The organism is Mycobacterium sp. SMC-21, assembly GCF_045310825.1.
Taxonomy (GTDB): Bacteria; Actinomycetota; Actinomycetes; order Mycobacteriales; family Mycobacteriaceae; genus Mycobacterium.
The window spans coordinates 308,344-327,628 of sequence record NZ_JBJIAO010000002.1 but is presented as its reverse complement, the minus strand read 5'-3'; the positions used below and the strand labels follow the sequence as shown (position 1 = coordinate 327,628).

Below are 19,285 nucleotides of genomic sequence, written 5' to 3'. Positions count from 1 at the left end.
TGCGGTCCCGCTTCGCTTCTCGCTGTCCGTCATGACTCGATCCGTTCAAATACGGCGGCCAACCCCTGGCCGCCTCCTATGCACATCGTTTCCAGCCCATAGCGGGCATCCCGCAGGTGCAGTTCGCGGGCCAGGGTCGCGAGCATCCGGCCGCCGGTCGCTCCGACGGGATGACCGAGCGAGATACCCGAGCCACGCACGTTCGTGCGTTCCCAGTCGCGATCGGTGAACTTCCATTCCCGGGTGCAGGCCAGCGCCTGGGCGGCGAAGGCCTCGTTGAGTTCGATCAGATCGATATCGGCAAGAGCCAGACCGGCTTTGGCCAGCGCGACCTCGGTGGCCGGCACCGGCCCGATGCCCATGACATTCGGGGGTACCCCGGCCACGCCCCACGACACCAGCCGGACCAGCGGCTGCAGGCCCAGTTCTGCCGCACGCTCCGGGGTGGTCACGACGCACATCGACGCCGCGTCGTTCTGCCCACTGGAGTTTCCCGCCGTCACCGTGGCATCCGGATCACTCTTGCCCAGAACGGGTTTGAGCTTGCCGAGCGCCTCGACGGTGGTGTCGGCGCGCGGATGTTCGTCGGTGTCGATCAGCTGTTCGCCGGCGCGGGACGACACCAGCACGGGGACGATCTCGTCAGCCAACACTCCACTACGTTGCGCCGCAACGGCTTTCTGGTGCGAACGCACCGCAAGGGCGTCCTGCTCCACCCGGGAGATCGCGTACTGCCGGCGCAGGTTCTCGGCGGTCTCGAGCATGCCGCCGGGCACCGGATGGTTCTTGCCGCCGGCGGTGGTCCGGCCACGAGCCAGGCCGTCGTGCACCGTGATACCGCCACGCGAGCCACCCCACCGCATGTCGGTGGAATGGAACGCAACATTGCTCATCGACTCCGCACCACCGGCGACCACGAGATCGTTTGCGCCACTGGCCACCTGCATACCGGCCTGGATGACGGCCTGCAGTCCCGACCCACAGCGCCGGTCGACCTGCATGCCCGGGACGGTGACCGGGAGTCCGGCGTCGAGCGCCACGACGCGGCCGATCGCCGGCGCTTCACTCGACGGGTAGCAGTGCCCGAGGATCACGTCCTGCACCGCGTCGGCCGGAATCCCGGTGCGCTGCAACAAACCCTGCAGCGCCGCGACGCCGAGCTCGACGGCGGTCAGCGACTTGAACATGCCGCCGTAGCGGCCGATCGGGGTGCGGATCGGCGCGCAGATGACAGGACTGGTCGCGGCCATCTAGATGTGCCGTCCCCCGGTGATCTCCAGGACGCAGCCGGTCATGTACGACGACATGTCCGACGCCAGGAACGCGACCACCGACGCCACCTCGCTGGGTTCGGCCGCGCGTCCCATCGGGATCTCCGCCAGCTTCTGATCCCAGATCCGTTGTGGCATGGCCTCGGTCATCGCGGACCGGATCAATCCCGGTTGCACGGCGTTGACCCGCACGCCGAGGTGGGCGACCTCCTTGGCGGCCGCCTTGGTCAGACCGACGATGCCGGCCTTGGCCGCCGAATAGTTGGTCTGGCCGACCAGGCCGACCTTGCCCGAGATCGACGAAATGTTGATGATGGCGCCGCTCTTCGCTTCCCGCATGACGGCGGCGGCCAACCGGGTGCCGTTCCAACAGCCTTTCAGGTGGACGTCGATGACCTGGTCGAACTGTTCCTCGGTCATCTTGCGCATGGTGGCGTCGCGGGTGATGCCGGCGTTGTTCACCATGACGTCGATGGTGCCGCGACCGCCGAACTCGACGGCGGCGTCGATCAACCCCTGCACGTCGGCGGCCGAAGTCACGTCGCAGCGGACCGCCTTGGCCACGTCGGAACCCCCGAGCTTGGCGACGGCGGCCTCGGTTGCGTCGAGATTCAGGTCGCCGATCACGACGCGGGCGCCTTCAGCGATGAAACGTTCCGCGATCGCGTATCCGATCCCCTGAGCACCGCCGGTGATCACCGCGATACGTCCGTCCAGCAGCGGCATGGTCGTGCACTCCTCCTGATCGACTGAGCCCGGCCACGCGCCCGCCAACCGGTTTCATGCTTCAAATATGATATTTGTGACATCAAACCAGAAGCCCTCTCGTGTTGCGCAAGGAGACCCGACATGGCCGAACCCGCCGGTTCACCCGCCGCAGAAGTCAGCGATCAGGACTTCCGCGACATCCTCGACGCGACCCGCCAGTTCGTCCGTACCGCGGTCGTCCCGCGCGAGCTGGAGATCATGAACGAGAACCGGGTGCCCGACGACATCCGCGACCAGGCGAAGAACATGGGGCTGTTCGGCTATGCCATCCCCCAGGAGTGGGGCGGCCTGGGACTCGATCTCGTCCAGGACGTCGAGATGGCGATGGAGTTGGGCTACACCACGCTGGCGGTGCGTTCGATGTTCGGCACCAACAACGGCATCGCCGGTCAGGTGCTCGTCGGTTTCGGCACCGACACCCAGAAGCAGCGCTGGCTGGAACGGATCGCCGGCGGCGACTGCGTCGCGTCCTTCGCGTTGACCGAGTCCGGCGCCGGCTCCAACCCCGCGGGCCTGCGCACCAAGGCCGTGGCCGACGGGGACGGCTGGATCATCACCGGCCACAAGCGATTCATCACCAACGCGCCGACCGCCAACCTGTTCGTGGTGTTCGCCCGGACCCGGCCGGCCGACGCCGACGGACCCGGCATCGCGGTGTTCCTCGTCCCCGCCGACGCTCCCGGCGTCGTGGTCGGCCCGAAAGACGCGAAGATGGGCCAGGAAGGGGCCTGGACCTCCGACGTCACGTTCGACGACGTGCGGGTTGGTCCGGACGCCCTGATCGGCGGCAACGAGGACATCGGCTACCGCGCGGCGCTGACGTCACTGGCCCGGGGACGGGTGCACATCGCGGCTGTTTCGGTGGGCGCGGCGCAACGTGCCCTCGACGAGTCCGTCACGTACGCCGCGACCGCCACCCAGGGCGGCACCGCAATCGGCGAATTCCAGCTGGTACAGGCGATGTTGGCGGACATGCAGACCGGCGTCATGGCCGGCCGCGCGCTGGTGCGTGACGCGGCGCAATTGTGGGTCAGCGGCGCGGACCGCCGCATCGCGCCGTCTGCCGCGAAGCTGTTCTGCACCGAGATGGTCGGCAAGGTCGCCGATCTGGCCGTGCAGGTGCACGGCGGCAGCGGGTACATGCGCGACGTCCCCGTCGAACGGATCTACCGCGACGTCCGACTGCTCCGGCTGTACGAGGGCACCAGCGAGATTCAGCGGTTGATCATCGGCGGCGGCCTGGTGAAGGCGGCGCAGCGCTCGGCTTCGGGCCGCTGAGAGGACAGCGCGGCGCCCCGCGCTGTCACCCGCCAGCAATCATCCGATGATTCGCACGATCGACTCGGCCACCGCAGCCGGTTTGTCGGATCCCTCGATCTCGACGGTCACTGTCATGGTTGCTTGAACGGCACCGTCCAGCTCGTCGACTTTCGAAATGACGGCGCCCGCGCGGACGTTTGCTCCGACCTTGACCGGTGTGATGAATCGCACCTTGTTATATCCGTAATTGACGGCCAATGCGACGTTGTCGACGCGATAGAGCTGGTGCATGAAATGCGGTAGCAGTGAAAGCGTCAGCAAACCATGGGCAATTGTGCCGCCGAACGGGCCCGCGGCGGCGCGCTCAGGATCGACGTGAATCCACTGGTGGTCGTCGGTGGCGTCGGCGAACAGATTCACCCGCTCCTGGGTGATTTCCATCCACTCCGTCGGCCCAAGCTGACTACCTGCTGCTGCGACGAACTCGGACAGATTGTCGAAGACCTTCACGCTTGCTCCTCTCGGGCGCGGCCGCTTCCCGGGCCGCACCGCTATTACTTCTAACGCGTCCGTCAGGGCAGCACAATGCACAGATTTTCGGCCGATGTCACCTACTTAGCCACTCAAAGTTCGCCATCTTGGGGCATCGTCTACGCTAACCTGCACATATAGCAATATCCGGGATTGCCAACGTCCATTGCACCAGCACACTCGGTTTGACCAATTCTTCGGCCCGCCGAAGGCCGACAGACAACGTTTCACCACTAGCTGGCTGCAGGACCCCAACAACCCCGATACTGAATTAGGGAATGCAGTCCGCGCGAGATGCGTTTACCGCAACCGACTGCCAACTGACGTTGCAGTGACTGCTGAAAACGAATGGGGCGACGATGTCGGTGGAGTATGTCGAATACGAATCCAACGTCGATATTCGTTTTTCCGAAAACATCACGTGGTCTGACACCGATACGGATTGCAGTGTCGTGCTGTCGCAACCCGACACCGACCCGGAACTCTGGAACCGCTACGTGGATGCGGCCGAGCAGAGTTACCGCCGGCACGGCGTCGAAACCGTCGTCGACGCTGCCGCGATCCGCGACGGTGCGGACACCGCGCTGTTCTGGACGGTCCTGGACCGGCGGGACAACATGGTCGGCGGACTTCGCGCCAAGGCCCCGCTCGGCTGTGCCGAGGACTCTCACGCCGTGGTGGAGTGGGCCGGCCGGCCGGGCCTGGCCATGGTGCGCAAGATGATCAACGACCGGGTGCCGTTCGGCGTCATGGAGATGAAAACCGCGTGGGTGTCCGACAGTCGCGCCGGCCAGCACGCCATCACCAACCTCCTGGCCCGCACCGCGTACCACGCCACCAGCGTCATGGGCGTGCAGTTCGTGATGGCCACGGCAGCCCAGCACGTCCTGGAATTGTGGAAATCCGGTGGCGGCGTGGTGGCGCCCATTCCGGCCACGCCATACCCCGACGAGCGCTACCGCACCAAGATGATGTGGTGGGACCGCAGGACCATGGTCAATCACTCTCAGCCGGAGCAGATTACGAAGGCGCTGCACGAGATCGACGCGATATCAACCAGGCTGGTCGCCGGTTGACGGCCGCCGTCGCATCGGCACCGTCGGACGCGACCCGGGCCACCTGAGCGCCCATTCGCTCGCCGTGGCGGCAACGTAACCGTCGGAGCGGCAACCGTTTTGGCAGCCATCCGCCGGATCGCACCCGGCGAACTCTTTCGCAAGTACGCCGACGAACTCCGCCGACTACAGGACACCTTCCCCGCGTCGACCAGCAAAGTCCCCGACGAGACGGTGGTCCTGGTACACCGAATATCGGACGCGCCACCGGCTTCGGTACCGAACCGCAGGAGCACCGCCTTGAGGTCAGCGCAGGTTAAGCTGATCGTCTCATGTCCATCGACGAGTCTCCCCCTTCACTGGATCGTGTGGTCACAGAGGTTGCGACGCGGCTGATGGCGGCGGACTCCAGCAACTCCACCAAGGTGTACACGGACGTTCTGGAGATCCTCGTCGACCACTTCGGGGTCGACGTCAGCTTCCTGCGCCGCAATGACCATGAGATCGGCGCCTCGATACTCGTCGCGGAATGGCCAGTGCGGCCGGAGATTCCGGACCCCGATCCCCTGCGCGTGGTGTACTTCGCCGACGCCGACCCGGTCTTCGCCGAAACCGAGCATCGCAAGACACCGCTCATCGTGCGCCCCGACCCGGACTCGGACGACTACCAGCGCCGCATCGCGGCGGACCGCAACGTCCCCCAGATATCACTCGCGGCAACGCCTTTGGTGTCCGGCGACCGCACCACCGGCGCACTGGGCTTCGTCAAGTACGGCAACCGCGAATGGGTCACCGAGGAGATCAACGCGCTGCAGGCCATCGCCTCGCTGTTGACCCAGGCCCAATCCCGGGTACTCGCCGAGGAGCAGCTCCGTTATCTGGCCGAACACGATGACCTGACCGGCCTGAACAACCGGCGCGCTCTCATCGCCCACCTCGATGCCCGGTTGCAGCCGGGGCAACCCGGCCCGGTGACCGCGCTCTTCTTCGACCTCGACCGGCTCAAGGCCATCAACGACTACCTGGGGCACAGTGCGGGTGATTCGTTCATCCGCGTCTTCGCCCAGCGCCTCACCGAGGGGGTCGACGCCAAGACCGTGATCGCCCGGCTCGGCGGTGACGAGTTCGTCGTCGTCCCGGCAGACCCGATATCCGCGGACAAGGCCGAAGCACTCGCCTACCAGCTGCAGGACTCCTTGCGGCGCCGTGTCTGGATCGACGGTGAACGGCTCACGCGAGCAGTGAGTGTCGGCGTCGCTTCGGGCATTCCGGGCTCCGACACCTCGTCCGACCTGTTGCGCCGGGCCGACCAGGCCGTCTTGAGCGCGAAGTCCGCCGGCGGGGACCGCGTTGCGGTGTTCACCACCGCGATGTCGCTGGAAACGGCCTACCGCAACGATATCGAGCTGCATCTGCAGGACGTCATCGAGAACGGCGCGCTGCTCCTCAACTACCTACCGGAAATCGACATGCGCACCGGCAAGCTGCTCGCCACCGAAGCGCTCGTGCGCTGGGACCACCCCACCCGCGGGCTGCTGCCGCCGGCGGCATTCATCGGTATCGCCGAATCGATCAACCTGGCAGGCGAATTGGGCCGGTGGGTACTGCGGACGGCATGTCGCGAGTTCGCCCGGTGGCGCGAGGACTTCCGAGCCTCGAAATCCGGCGACGATTCCGATGACCGCGACGATTTCGAGTTGCGCGTCAACGTCTCTCCGGTCCAGCTGGTCACCGACGGCTTCGCCGAGTCGGTGGCCGACATCCTCGACGAGTTCGGGCTCGACCGCGGCTCGGTGTGCCTGGAGATCACCGAGAACGTCGTCGTGCAGGACAGCGAATCCTCCCGCGCCACTTTGGCCGACCTCCGCAGAACCGGGGTTCGGTTGGCGATCGACGACTTCGGTACCGGGTACAGCGTGCTGTCCCACCTCAAGTCGCTGCCGGTCGACATCCTCAAGATCGATCGCAGCTTCGTGACCGACCTCGGCTCCAACCCGGGTGATCTGGCGATCGTCCGGGCGATCATCGCGCTGGCCGACTCCTTCGGCCTCCAGATCGTCGCCGAGGGCGTCGAAACCAAAGCTGCCGCAACCACGTTGCTGCGCCATGGCTGCCACCGGGCGCAGGGGTTCCTGCTGTCGCGGCCACTGCCGAGCGATCAGATGGCGACGCTGTACCGCAAGGGACGAGTGCCGGTCCGGTTCACCAGCGAGATGTGACGCGAACAGCGCTAGCGCGCAACCAGTTCCACGCGGGCGAATCTGCTGGCGGGCCGTGCCACGATACAGACCTCGAGGGCACCGGCCGGCAGGGCATCGGTCTCCGCGGGTATGCCCCCGCCGGTGAAGTCGGGCGAGATCACGACGCCGTGGCGCGCACGGACGAAGTACGGTCCGTCGGGCGTGTTCAGTTCCGCTCCCACGATTCGGCGGTCTTCGAAGAGCAGCGTCTGCAGCGTGCTCGCCGCACTCACCGCGATGTCGCGTTCGGCAGCAGCCGCGGCCAGCCAGTCGAACAGTTCGTCCGGCCCGTCACCCGCGCGCCATTCGATGCCGCCGAGGGAAGCCACTCGAAGCGTCTTGCCCGCCGAATCGCGCAGGGTTTCCGAGGACCAGCCACGAACCGTGCTGTAGAGCGCGCCGGTGGCCGAATCCAGGCAGACCCGCGCCCAGTCGAGCAGTTCCGCGCCGAAGAACGTCTCGATGGTGCGAGTGTGCGTTTCGGACTCCGTCAGCTCGCGTACGGCACGCGCGGGCACCGACCTGCCGTGCGGCGGCGGTGCGCTCGCGTCGACATCGACTTCGGCGGTGACCGCGGCGAAATAGACGGCGGTCGCATCGAGCTGCTCGTCGGTGTCCGGCTCGGCCGGTTCGGCCTCGCTGGGCCCATCGGCTTCCGGCTCGGGCGGCTCGTCGTCGGGAAACCCTCGCGGTACGCCGAACTCGTCGATCCGCGCGTCGAGCGCGGCGCCCAGAGTGACGCAGTGCACATCGTTGCCGCGCAGCCAACGCCCATCATCGGCGTGGAGCACTCCGGCAACCATCACATCTGCGGCGGCGTCGACCGCGGCAATGGCTGTCGCCAGGCCACCGATACCGGCGCCGACACACAGCACGTCAACTTCTGCGTCCCAATCCAACCTGAAATCCCTGAGTTAAGCGGCAGCGAATTGCAACAATCCGACAGCCAGGGATCGATTTCGCCGTTCGGCTACTTTACATACTCTCGGAATGAACGACACCAACAACGGCCTACGTTATGGCACCCTTAGGATGATTCGGGGGGCTAGTGTCCTGCGCCGTAAATTAGTTGATTAATTGTAGAATTGGCGGGTGGGAACCAGGGGTAGGCCGGTAGTCGAGTTGGTGTTGACCGACGACGAACGTGAGACGTTGCAGCGGTGGGCCCGTCGATCGAAGTCCTCGCAGGCGTTGGCCCAACGTTGTCGGATCGTGTTGGGTTGCGCGGCAGGGAAATCCAACAAGGAAGTCGCCGCTGATGAAGGTGTGTGGCCGCAAACGGTCGGCAAATGGCGTGGACGGTTCCTGGAGGCGCGACTGGAGGGTCTGGCCGATGAGCCGCGTCCTGGTGCGCCGCGCAAGATCACCGACGAGGCGGTCGAGCAGCTGATCGTGGCCACGTTGGAGCGTCAACCCAAAGGCGCCACGCACTGGTCGCGGTCTTCGATGGCGGCTGAGACCGGGTTGTCGAAGTCAACGGTCGGACGGATCTGGAAGTCGTTCGGCCTCAAGCCGCATCAGGTGGACACCTTCAAGATCAGCAACGACCCGCAGTTCGTCGACAAGGTCCGTGACGTCGTGGGGTTGTATCTGGACCCGCCGGAGAAGGCACTGGTGCTCTGCGTCGATGAAAAATCGCAGATCCAGGCCTTGGATCGCAGCGCGCCGGTGCTGCCGATGATGCCCGGCATGCCCGAGCGCCGCACCCATGACTACGTGCGGCACGGAATCACCACCTTGTTCGCCGCCCTGGATGTGGCCACCGGCGAGGTCTACGGCTCGATTCACCGCCGGCACCGCGCGATCGAGTTCAAGAAGTTCTTGACCAAGTTGGACAACACCGTGCCCGCTGACCTGGACGTCCATCTGATCTGCGACAACTACTCGACGCACAAATCGCCGACAGTAACCAAATGGCTTGCCGCCCATCCCCGATTCCACATGCACTTCACCCCGACCTACTCGTCGTGGCTCAACCAGGTCGAGCGGTGGTTCGGGTTACTCACCGACCAGAAACTGCGCCGCGGCGTTCACCGCTCAATTCAGGCCCTCGAGAAGGACATTCGCGAGTGGATCGCAGACTGGAACGACAACCCCCGCCCGTTCAACTGGACGAAGACCGCCGACGAGATCTTCGAACGACTCGGTTCATATCTTCAACGAATTCCCGGCGCAGGACACTAGCCACAGAACGCGCGCTGACGGAAGGTGATCGACGAATGGGGCGCCAGCCGCGATCCGAAGTGACCCGACGCAAGATCATTGACTCTGCTGTCGATTTGATCAACGAGATCGGTTATCCCGCCGCTGGATTGGCTGACATCATCGAACGCGCCGAGCTGACCAAGGGCGCGCTGTACTACCACTTCGATTCCAAAGAGGCACTGGCCACTGTCATCATCGAAGAGGCAATGGTCCTGCTGCACAACGTGTTCCAGTCCGCACGGGATTCGGAGCACAGCGCGATGAAGTCACTGATCGTCGGCACCTTCATCACCAGCGATCTGCTGGCGACCAACCGCACGGCCCAGGCCGGAACCAAACTGCTGCGGACGTTCGCGGGGTTCAACCCGACCGCGCGACACAGCTACGTCAACTTCGTCGACCAGTTCACCTCGGACATCAAACGCGCCGAAACGGACGGCGACCTGCGCCCCGGCGCGGACCCGGCCGATGTCGCCAACACGCTGGTGGCGTGGATCCTCGGCGCGGAGTTGATGTCCAGCGCCGCCTCCGACGGTGACGACCTCCGCGACCGGTTCACCAAGCAGTGGCGCGTTCTGATGCCCGCGATCGTGACGGCGGAATCGCTCGACCGTCATCTCGACTTCATGGTGGCCGCATCCGCGCGACAGACCGACATCACGGAGCACACCGCCACGCCCTGAGTCCACATCGCTAACTAAGTTCACTTCTTTGTTGCTAGGCTGCCATCAGCCCAAGCGACAGAGGAGTCTGCATGGACCTCAATTGGTCGGCCAGCGATCTGGCATTCCGCGATGAAGTACGCACGTTTCTGCAGGAAAATCTGACACCGGACATCCGAGAAGCCGGGCGGCTGATGACGAGCGTGTACAGCGATCACGACGCGAGCCTCGCCTGGCAGCGCATCCTCCACGAGCGCGGTTGGGCAGCGCCGGCCTGGCCCGTCGAATACGGCGGCTGCGATTGGAGCTTGACGCAGCACTACATCTTCAGCCGGGAGTCGACCCTGGCCGGGGCGCCGTCCCTGTCCCCCATGGGTATCCGCATGGTGGCGCATGCGATCATCCGCTTCGGCACCCCGGAACAGAAGGACTACTTTCTGCCCCGCATCCTGACCGGCGAGGTCTTCTTCTGCCAGGGCTACTCCGAGCCCGAAGCCGGATCCGACCTGGCCGCACTGACCATGGCCGCCGTTTCCGACGGCGACGACCTGGTGTGCACCGGCAGCAAGATCTGGACCACCCACGCCACCGAGGCCAACTGGATGTTCGCGCTCGTGCGCACCACCCGCAGCGCCAAGAAGCAACACGGCATCACCTTCGTGCTGATGGACATGAGCACACCGGGCATCGAGATCCGGCCGCTGGTGATGACGTCCGGCGAAGAGGTCCAGAACCAGGTGTTCTTCGACGCGGTCCGGGTGCCCAAGAGCAATGTCATCGGACAGATCGACGACGGCTGGACCGTCGCGAAGTACCTGCTCGAGTTCGAGCGCGGCGGCGGCGCAGCCGCCCCGGGCCTGCAGGTGCTGGCCGACGACATCGCCGCGGCGGCGGCGAAGGCGCCGGGCCCCGACGGCGGCCGGCTGCTCGACGATGCCGCGTTCTCGCGCAAGCTCGCCGATGCACGGATTCGTACCGAAGTGCTCGAGATACTCGAATACCGCGTGCTGGCCGCGCTGGCCGGCGGCGGCCATCCGGGCGCAGCGTCGTCGATGCTCAAGGTCCTCTCCACGGAGTTGAGCCAGACCCTGACCGAACTGGCCATGGAGGCCGCCGGGCCCAGAGGTCGGGCGTACCAGCCGCATGCCACCCGTCCCGGTGGTCCGGTGGCCGAATTCACCCCTCCCGCAGACGGTTACGTCAGTGGTGAGGCATGGCAGGCCGTGGCGCCACTGCGCTACTTCAACGACCGCGCCGGGTCGATCTACGCCGGCAGCAACGAAATTCAGCGCAACATCCTCGCCAAAGCAGAATTGGGGCTGTAAATGGACTTCACCTTCTCCGCGGAACAGGAACTTCTCCGGGACGGCCTGTCCAAGTTCCTGGCCGGCCGGTACGACCTCGAATCCAGCCGTGCGGCAGCGAAATCCGGGCCGGGCTGGCAGCCCGACATCTGGCGGTCGTTCGCCGAGGAACTCGGCATCCTCGGCGCCGCGCTGCCCGAGGACGTCGGCGGCATCGGCGGCGGGCCCGTCGAGGTCATGTTGATCGCCGAAGCGCTGGGTCACGCCCTGGTCATCGAACCGTACGTGGACACCGCGGTGGTCGCCGGCGGCCTGCTGCTGCGATCCGGTAGCCCGGTGGCAGGCCCGGTGTTGGAGGAAATCGCCTCCGGCACAGCGGTTGTCGCACTCGCTGCAGCCGAGGCGCACAGTGGCGACCGCTGGCAGGACGTCCAGACCACCGCCACCCGCGACGGCGACGCCTGGGTACTGAGCGGCGACAAGATCGTGGTGGTCAACGCGCCGTTGGCCACGCATCTGCTCGTCACCGCGCAGACCGCCGGCGGCATCTCGCTGTTCCTGGTCGACGTGTCCGAGCCCCGCGCCGGGCTGACGATGCACAGCTACCGCACCGTCGACGACCGGCGCGCGGCCGACCTGGAACTGCGCGAACTACGACTGCCGGGCGACGCACTCCTCGGCACCGAAGGCGACGCCTGGCCGTCCATCGCCCAGGCGCGCGACGAGGGCGCCGCCGCCGTGTGCGCCGAAGCCGTCGGCAACATGCGAAAGGTGTTGGCCGACACCGTCGAATACGCCAAGCAGCGCCAGCAGTTCGGCCAGCCGATCGGCAGCTTCCAGGCACTGCAGCATCGCATGGTGGACATGCACATGGAGCTCGAACAGTCCGTGTCGGCGGTCTACCTGGCCGTGCTGAACCTGGGCGCTGACGCGCAGACCCGAGCACGCGCGGTTTCCGCGGCCAAGGCCACCGTCGGCCGCGCCGCGCGCTTCATCGGCCAGAACGCCGTCCAGCTGCACGGCGGCATGGGCATGACCGAAGAGCTCGCCATCGGCCACTACTTCAAGAGGCTGACCGCCGTGCAATACGAATACGGCTCCACCGACCACCACGTGACCCGCTACGCCGAACTGACCCGCGGCTGAGTTCGGCGCCGCGCAACTCTGGGTGTGCCCTCACCTGATCCGGCCGGACCGGATCAGGTGAGCGTCATCTGCTTCTGCGCGTACAGCTTTGCCCACTCGGCGCGCGGCCGGATCGACGTGTCGACGTCGACGGCCTTGGCGGGCAGGGCACCCGCCGTCGCCTGGTCCTTCGGGGTCAGCTTGAACGGGTCCCAGTCGAAGAACCGGCAGGAGTTCTGCCAGGTGATCTTGTCGATGTCGGAATCGCTTGCGCCCGCGGCATTCAACTCGGCCAGCACCTGCTCGGGCGCATCGGGCCAGAAGCAGTCCGAGTGCGGATAGTCGCACTCCCAGGCGATGATGTCGATGCCGATCTCGTGGCGCAGCTTCAGCGACGTCTTGTCGGTGACGTAGCACGCCAGCGAATGCTCACGGAAGACGTCACTGGGCAGCTTGTCCCCGAAGTCGCGGCGCAGCCATTTCTGGTTGGTGTAGTGCCGGTCACTGCGATCCAGATAGAACGGGATCCAACCGATACCGCCTTCGGAGAACGCGAATTTCAGGTCCGGGTAGTTGCGCATCGCCGGGCCCCACAGCAGGTCCTGGGCGCACATCGCCGAGACCTGCGTGGCCAGGATGATCAGATTGTCGATCGGGGCGTCCTTGGCCATCGAGATCGCGCCGAAACCGGTGCCGATGTGCAGACACATCACCACGTTCTCTTCCGACAGGGTGCGGAACACCGGGCCCCAATAGTCTTCGTCGAAGTAGCTCGGCAGGCCTTCCAGGTGCGGCAACTCGGGCATCGTCACCGCCCGGCACCCCTTCGCGGCGACGCGACGGATCTCACGGCACATCGCCTCCGGATTCCACGTCGGCAGGATCGCGACGGGGATGAACCGGTCCGGGTACGAACCGGCCCATTCATCGATGTGCCAGTCGTTGTAGGCCGACACCATCACCAGGGTGGCCTCTTCGCGGTGCATGTTCAGGTGCCGGGCCGAGAAACCGGTGAAGGTCGGGAAGCACATCGAGGCCAGGATGCCGTTGCGGTTCATGTCGCGCACCCGCTCGTGCACGTCGTAGACGCCGGGACGCATCTCTGCGAACCCGGCAGGATCGCGGCCCCACTCCTCGGCCGGCCAGGAGACCACGGCATTGAGGCCGCTCACCCCTTGCGGGCGGCCCTGGTACATCCACTGGTCGACGCCCTTGTCGTCGGTGACGACGATCGGCGCCTCGGGCTTGTACTTGTCCGGAACATGGTTGACGAACATGTCGGGCGGCTCCACGACATGGTCATCGATGCTCACCAGGATCAGGTCGTCGGTATTCACTGGACTCCAATTGCTCCTCACGTGCGCGGCATCCTCACGTCCGCGCCTGCTCACCTCAGTAGTACCGTCTACAGGCGTGACCGTCTCTGCACTTTCGGACAGAGGTTTATCTCAAACGGCCAAGATGTCCGAGCGGCCGGTGATCGAGCTGCGCCGCGGCGGCCGCGCCCTCGGCGGCAGCTACCTCTACGAGGGCGACGCGCTGATCACCGGCTGGCACTCGCACGAGGTGCACCAGATCGAATACGCACTGCACGGCCTGGTCGAGGTGGAGACCGATGTCGCCCACTATCTGCTGCCGCCGCAACAGGCCGCCTGGATACCGGCCGGCCTGCCCCATCAGGCGGTGATGAACCCCGACGTCCAGACCGTTGCCGTGATGTTCGATCCCGGCCTGATCTCGGACCGGTCGGACCGGGCTCGGATCATCGCCGTCTCCCCACTGATCCGCGAGATGATGATCTACGCGTTGCGGTGGCCCATCGACCGGCCGGACGGCGATGCCGTCTCCGACGGGTTTTTTCGCACCCTGGCGCATCTCGTCGCCGAAGCGCTGGACCACGAAGCGCCGCTGAGCCTGCCGACGTCCGAGCACCCGATCGTCGCCGCGGCGATGGCCTACACGAAAGCGCATCTGGCTTCGGCAACGGCCGAACAGGTGAGCCGCGCGGTCGCGGTGTCGCAGCGGTCGCTGCGCCGGCTGTTCCAGGAGTCCATCGGATTATCTTGGCGGACTTATCTTCTCAACGCCCGGATGCTCCGGGCGATGGCGTTGCTGACAGAACCGGGGCAGTCGGTGCAGGCCACTGCCACCGCGGTCGGCTTCGAGAGCCTGAGCGCGTTCACCCGCTGCTTCACCCAGTTCAGCGGGCAGTCACCGTCGGGTTACCGGCGCCAGACCGCGGAGACGGCGCGCGCGCCGCACGAGTCCCGGTAACGGTCGCGATCACAGCCGCTCACCCAGCTCCCAGGTGCGATCACATCGCTCCTCGGTCTCGGCGATCAACCGCGCGTTCGGCTCGTCGACCGCACGAACCCAGTGCTCGGCCGCGATCAAACTCCGCCCACCGGCGATGTGGCGCGCAAGCAGCCGCTGCCGCCGCACGTCGTCGGCGCCGCTGAGGTAGTACAGCCGATCGATCAGCTCCCGCGCACCGGAAAAGCCGTTGGACGGCAACGCCAGATAGTTCCCCTCCGTGACCACGAGCCGAGCCGCCGCCGGCACAACCAGCCCGGCCGCGACAGATTCCTCCATCGCCCGATCGAACCGTGGCACATAGACATCGGCAGTCTGATACGCGTCCCGCACCCGCGCCAGCGACACCAGGAAGCCGTCCGCATCGAAGGTGTCCGGGGCACCCTTACGGCCTTTGCGGCCGAGCCGCGCCAGCTGTCCGTTGGCGAGATGAAACCCATCCATGGGCAGCAGGGCGGCGAAATCACGCTGCGCGGAATTGAATTCATCGACGAGATGTGCGGCCGCGGTCGACTTGCCGACACCCGGTGGCCCGGTCAGACCGACGATCACGCGACCCGACCGCTCCTCGAGCAGTCGGGCGACATCGTCTGTCAAGCGGGCCATGGCGCGGACATTAGCCGTTCGGCGCGCCCAAGTCGAAGACGTGCAGCACGCGGTACCCGCAACGTCACCGGCGCTGCGGCTCGGGAGCACACGCCGTCAACAGCTCCGTGCCGTCCTTGCCCGCGACATCAGCGGGACTCAGCCAGCCGAATCCCTGGAACCAGTAGGTATCCGGTGCATGTCGGCCCGACTCGGTGACGGCCGGGCCGAGGTCGGTTGTGGAGGTTTCCGGCTCCCCGGTGGGGCGGTAGACCCGCAGCAGCACCGTTTTCCGGGTCCGCCAGTCGAAGCCGCCGCGCAGCGGCCGTATCACGGCGAAGCCCGGGTACGGCCCGGTGGCGGTCAGGGAGTCGAACGGGACGGCGTTGCGCGGGTCGGCAGCCAGTACCAGATCCGTCTGACCGGGCTGGAATGTCAGGATCACCGCGTCCACCGGACCGCAGTACCGGCCGGGCCAGATTCGCAACGTCCCGTCGGTGACGCGCACCCCGAAAACCCTCGGCAGTTGCCGGCCCCGCGCGGGGTCACGCGAACAGAGCGTCAGGAACTTCGTGCCGTCCCGGGCCGCGACGCCCGCAGGATTGAGCCAACCGATGCCCTCGAACCAGTAGGTGTCCGGCGGATGCCGGTCCGATTCCGTGATCGCCTCGCCCAGCTTGCTGACACCGCCGAATGATCGTGGCGACTGCGGAAAGACGGACACGGTGTCCGCGGTGCGCCAGTCGAATCCGGCGGGCAGCGGCGTCACCACATCGAACCCTGGATAGGGCCCGCCGACGGTGAGGTACTCGACTTCGACACCGGGGTTCGGCGGAGCCTTGCGTGAACCGACGGCTCCCGGCAATGGCGGCGCCTCGAGCTTCAGTTCCGCCTCGGCGCGGCCATCGGTGTTGAAGGTGACGTTGACGGCCGTCGTACCGCGGCATGGCGAGCCGGTCCACACCCGCAGTTGTCCGTCGGTCACGCGGACTCCGAATTGAACCGGCAGCGACGGCTTCCCCAGCGGGTCACAGCCGCACAACGCCAGCAACGTCACGAAAGCCACACCCAGACAGCGGATTCGCCGGATCATGAATATCCACCGTCCGACGCGCCGGCATTGTTCTCGAACGGATTTCGGCGGCCGGTGAGCTTTTCGGCGGCCAGACTGATCGCGTACTGCTTGGCGAATTCCACCGGCCCCAACGCGGCCCACTGCCCCGAGTGCCGCTCTTCGTGATGCAGGATGCGATCGATGTCCATGTCCTGTTGGCGTGCGCCGCCGGGCCCGTCGTACCACATCTGACCCGACCCGATCATCTTGCGGAGTTGGTCGCCCGCATCCGTCGGGTGATCGATGTTGATCAGGAACACGTCACCGTAGGTCGATCCGGCCTGCTGGCTCAGCTGGTTCTGGATGAACCCACCGCCCAGCCCCATCAGCATGCCGTTGGGGGTGGTGGCGAACCGCCCGCCGCTGCCCGCCAGTCGCGGAACCTGTTCGTAGCTCCAGGAATTCGCTGATTGACGGCCGGCGATGCGCCGCACCTCGTCCGCGGTGTAGGGCGTCTCGGCGAAGTCGGTGGTCGGGTTTCCCTTTGTGTAGCCGGCGCCCGCGTTCAGGATGTACGTCATCAACACGGCCCGGCGGGCGTTGTCGGCGCTGGTTCCCGGCGGCAGCAGGAAGTAGGTGTTGTCGTCGCTGGGATCGCTGCTCGTTCGGTTGTTGTCGGCGACGCGCTCCATGCCCTCGAGGATGTCGAAACTCGCCGGGGTGAGCTGCTGCTGCCGTGCGATGTCGACGATGATCTGAGGCGGCACACCCTTTTTCGCCGCATTCTGCAGCCACTCCCGGTAGTACCCGGAACTGGTCCCGCTCAGCAGACCCGCGTCGCGCAGCGCGTCCTCGTACTTGTTGACGGGGTCGTATCCCGGTTCCCCGGGATCATCCCCGATTCGTGCGTCTTTCGCTTCGGGCACGTCGAACGGAATACGTTCGGCGGCTGCCCGGTCGCCGTGCTCGTAAAGGGACGCGGCCGAATCGAGCTTCCCCGCAAACGCGGACATGCCCTGTCCGAGCACCTGCGCACGGCGCAGGAGCGCAGCCCCCACCTCACGACACGCCTGACCGCTGTCGAGCCCGGCCACCGGGCCCGCGGCGGCAGACAGTTCGGGGCCGCCGCCGTCGTTGACCAGCCCGCCGGCCACGTCCTCTAACTCCGCCGCGGTTTCCCGCAACGAGGCCACGACGACCGTCAACGGCGCGGTCATGCCAGTTCCCAGCCGACCTTGCGGAGCTGATGGCCGGTGTCCCGGTCGGCCGCTTCGAATTTCGCGAGCAGCAGTTTGATCGCGTTCTCGACCTCGATCCGCTTGGCCGCGATCTGCAGCGCCTGGACCGGCGAAACCCGCGCATACCAGCGGAGCCAGAAGCCGGGCGTTACCCCACCGTCGTCGGCGACGTCCCACTGCGATCCGGCAGCGTCGACTGCCTTTTTCAGACTGGCGCGGAGCTCGGTGAGCTGCGTACCACCTGTCGCCAACGGCTCGGCCACGGCATCGAGGTGGTTTCGATATGCGGTCTGGTCGTCGAGTGATTCGCGGCCCTGCTTCTGCGCGGCATCGGCGGCGGTGCCGGTCCAGTCCTCGGCCAGCCGGGCGAATTGCGCTCGTGCCCGGTCGATCTGGGCGCCGACGCGCTGGGCCGCGGCCCGCGCGTCGAGGGATGCGGTCAGCAGCGATTCCGGATCGGAATTCAGCACCTGCGACACCGTGTACGGCATGGACCGTCCCCCGTTCCCGTCGGTCTCTCCATTGTCCCCCACGGGCCACAGGCCACCGGTCACCAAAATCGCATCCCCGCGACCAGGATGTCACCGAGTGGGAACCTGCCTTCCACTGACGCTGCGGGCCGACTAAGACCGAATGATGACCTCCCACATCGCTCCCCCGCCCGACACAATGCAAGCAATGGTGCTGACCGAGTTCGGCGGACCCGAGGTGCTGCACGCCGACGAGTTGCCCACCCCGGTGCCCGCGGCCGACGAGGTGCTGATCGAGATCGCCTGCACCAGCGTCAACCCGGCGGACTGGAAAACCCGCGAGGGCAAGCTCTCCGCCTACATCGACTATCACTTCCCGTTCGTGCTCGGCTTCGACCTGGCCGGCGTCATCGCGGCAGTCGGGCCGGGCGTGACCGGCTGGCAGGTGGGCGATCAGGTCTTCGGGATGTCCAACCAGCGCAATGGGAATGACGGCACGTACGCCGAATACTGCATCGCGTCGTCCGAGCTGCTCGCGCCGCTGCCGGAGAGCTGGAGTTACGTCGACGCCGCGGGCCTGGGCGTCGCGGGTAGCACCGCCTACGGCGGCCTGGTCGACGCCGGCGGGCTGCAGGACGGCCAGTCCGTGCTGATCAACGGCGGCGCCGGCGGCGTCGGCAGCATCGCGATCCAGATCGCCCGGACGCTGGGCGCGCGGGTCGCGGTGACGTGCAGCCCGAGGAACTTCGATTACGTCACCGAACTCGGCGCCGAGCTGGCCATCGACTACCGCGACGGCGACGTGGTCGCGCAGCTGCGGGCCTGGGCTCCGTCGGGAGTCGATCAGGTGCTCGATGCCGTCGGTCTGGACACCCTGCTGCCGCACGCCGAGGAGCTGGTGGCTCCCGGCGGCAGCTACGTCGAGATCGAGACCCTCATATCGCGCGCCGACGAGGAGCGGGTGGCGCGTGCCGCCGAGCGCGGGGTGCGGATCGTCTCCAACATGATCGCGGTGCAGCGCCAGCCGCAGCACCTGGCGGAGTTGGCGGCACTCTGCGCCAAGGGCGCGATCCGGCCGCCGGAGACCGAGGTGCTGCCACTGTCGAAGGTGGCTGACGCGCACCGCCTCGTCGAGGCCGGTCACGTCCGCGGGAAAGTCATCCTCGCCACGCATTCCGGCTGAGCTCGCCCGGCCAAAGCCCTT

18 protein-coding genes are annotated in these 19,285 nt (G+C 66.4%); 9 read left to right on the top strand and 9 right to left on the bottom strand.

All coding sequences use genetic code 11. The annotated features are described in order from the left end of the window. Positions 1-29: 29 nt before the first annotated feature. Together ACJH6H_RS03515 and fabG are read right to left on the bottom strand one after the other, a co-directional pair. The gene (locus ACJH6H_RS03515) at positions 30-1,250 is read right to left on the bottom strand and encodes an acetyl-CoA C-acetyltransferase (RefSeq protein ID WP_406774220.1); all 1,221 of its coding nucleotides are present in this window, start codon (positions 1,248-1,250) and stop codon (positions 30-32) included. Next, complete coding sequence (fabG, locus tag ACJH6H_RS03510; RefSeq protein ID WP_406774219.1) at positions 1,251-1,997, bottom strand: 3-oxoacyl-ACP reductase FabG; 747 nt, start codon at positions 1,995-1,997, stop codon at positions 1,251-1,253. It abuts the gene before it with no gap. 123 nt (positions 1,998-2,120) lie between these two features. Between fabG and ACJH6H_RS03505 the strand changes: the two genes are divergently transcribed. Next, positions 2,121-3,317 (top strand): acyl-CoA dehydrogenase family protein, encoded by a 1,197-nt coding sequence (locus ACJH6H_RS03505; protein WP_406774218.1) that lies wholly within the window; start codon positions 2,121-2,123, stop codon positions 3,315-3,317. A 39-nt stretch (positions 3,318-3,356) separates the two neighbouring features. On the opposite strand, the gene ACJH6H_RS03500 is transcribed toward ACJH6H_RS03505, so the two are convergent. After that, positions 3,357-3,809 carry a MaoC family dehydratase gene (locus tag ACJH6H_RS03500; RefSeq protein WP_346416802.1) on the bottom strand — a complete coding sequence of 151 codons (453 nt, stop codon included), beginning with the start codon at positions 3,807-3,809 and terminating at the stop codon, positions 3,357-3,359. A gap of 380 nt (positions 3,810-4,189) precedes the next feature. Between ACJH6H_RS03500 and ACJH6H_RS03495 the strand changes: the two genes are divergently transcribed. Continuing rightward, on the top strand, positions 4,190-4,906 hold the full coding sequence (locus ACJH6H_RS03495; protein ID WP_406774217.1) for a hypothetical protein: 717 nt from the start codon (positions 4,190-4,192) through the stop codon (positions 4,904-4,906). Between the two features lie 311 nt (positions 4,907-5,217). After that, complete coding sequence (locus ACJH6H_RS03490) at positions 5,218-7,104, top strand: EAL domain-containing protein (protein WP_346416804.1); 1,887 nt, start codon at positions 5,218-5,220, stop codon at positions 7,102-7,104. Positions 7,105-7,115: 11 nt separating this feature from the next. Here the strand turns inward: ACJH6H_RS03490 and ACJH6H_RS03485 are convergent, their stop codons facing one another. Continuing rightward, positions 7,116-8,024: a hypothetical protein gene (locus tag ACJH6H_RS03485; RefSeq protein WP_346416805.1), complete on the bottom strand. Its 909-nt coding sequence runs from the start codon at positions 8,022-8,024 to the stop codon at positions 7,116-7,118. A gap of 193 nt (positions 8,025-8,217) precedes the next feature. Here ACJH6H_RS03485 and ACJH6H_RS03480 point away from each other — a divergent pair, with 193 nt between their 5' ends. The 4 genes from ACJH6H_RS03480 (at position 8,218) to ACJH6H_RS03465 (ending at position 12,442) form a co-directional block, all read left to right on the top strand. Continuing rightward, the gene (locus ACJH6H_RS03480) at positions 8,218-9,309 is read left to right on the top strand and encodes an IS630 family transposase (protein ID WP_036429724.1); all 1,092 of its coding nucleotides are present in this window, start codon (positions 8,218-8,220) and stop codon (positions 9,307-9,309) included. A gap of 35 nt (positions 9,310-9,344) precedes the next feature. Next, on the top strand, positions 9,345-10,013 hold the full coding sequence (locus ACJH6H_RS03475; RefSeq protein WP_346416806.1) for a ScbR family autoregulator-binding transcription factor: 669 nt from the start codon (positions 9,345-9,347) through the stop codon (positions 10,011-10,013). A gap of 71 nt (positions 10,014-10,084) precedes the next feature. Beyond that, positions 10,085-11,317: an acyl-CoA dehydrogenase family protein gene (locus ACJH6H_RS03470; protein ID WP_346416807.1), complete on the top strand. Its 1,233-nt coding sequence runs from the start codon at positions 10,085-10,087 to the stop codon at positions 11,315-11,317. Next, positions 11,318-12,442, top strand: a complete 1,125-nt coding sequence (locus ACJH6H_RS03465) for an acyl-CoA dehydrogenase family protein (protein ID WP_318986076.1) — start codon at positions 11,318-11,320, stop codon at positions 12,440-12,442. 53 nt (positions 12,443-12,495) lie between these two features. Here the strand turns inward: ACJH6H_RS03465 and ACJH6H_RS03460 are convergent, their stop codons facing one another. Further along, positions 12,496-13,758 carry an amidohydrolase family protein gene (locus ACJH6H_RS03460; protein WP_135357321.1) on the bottom strand — a complete coding sequence of 421 codons (1,263 nt, stop codon included), beginning with the start codon at positions 13,756-13,758 and terminating at the stop codon, positions 12,496-12,498. Positions 13,759-13,834: 76 nt separating this feature from the next. Between ACJH6H_RS03460 and ACJH6H_RS03455 the strand changes: the two genes are divergently transcribed. Next, positions 13,835-14,695: a helix-turn-helix transcriptional regulator gene (locus ACJH6H_RS03455; protein WP_209841251.1), complete on the top strand. Its 861-nt coding sequence runs from the start codon at positions 13,835-13,837 to the stop codon at positions 14,693-14,695. A 9-nt stretch (positions 14,696-14,704) separates the two neighbouring features. Here the strand turns inward: ACJH6H_RS03455 and ACJH6H_RS03450 are convergent, their stop codons facing one another. From ACJH6H_RS03450 to ACJH6H_RS03435, 4 genes are all read right to left on the bottom strand, one after another. Further along, on the bottom strand, positions 14,705-15,340 hold the full coding sequence (locus tag ACJH6H_RS03450) for a nucleoside/nucleotide kinase family protein (RefSeq protein ID WP_406774216.1): 636 nt from the start codon (positions 15,338-15,340) through the stop codon (positions 14,705-14,707). Positions 15,341-15,404: 64 nt separating this feature from the next. After that, a complete protein-coding gene (locus ACJH6H_RS03445; protein ID WP_406774215.1) occupies positions 15,405-16,412 on the bottom strand; it encodes a hypothetical protein in 1,008 nt (335 codons plus the stop codon). Further along, positions 16,409-17,590 (bottom strand): type VII secretion target, encoded by a 1,182-nt coding sequence (locus tag ACJH6H_RS03440; RefSeq protein WP_406774214.1) that lies wholly within the window; start codon positions 17,588-17,590, stop codon positions 16,409-16,411. The genes ACJH6H_RS03445 and ACJH6H_RS03440 overlap by 4 nt, the downstream gene beginning before the upstream one ends. Next, complete coding sequence (locus ACJH6H_RS03435) at positions 17,587-18,144, bottom strand: WXG100 family type VII secretion target (RefSeq protein WP_406774213.1); 558 nt, start codon at positions 18,142-18,144, stop codon at positions 17,587-17,589. Before ACJH6H_RS03435 ends, ACJH6H_RS03440 begins: the two co-directional genes overlap by 4 nt. Before the next feature lie 145 nt (positions 18,145-18,289). Between ACJH6H_RS03435 and ACJH6H_RS03430 the strand changes: the two genes are divergently transcribed. After that, positions 18,290-19,264, top strand: a complete 975-nt coding sequence (locus ACJH6H_RS03430) for an NADP-dependent oxidoreductase (protein WP_406774212.1) — start codon at positions 18,290-18,292, stop codon at positions 19,262-19,264. Positions 19,265-19,285: the final 21 nt, after the last annotated feature.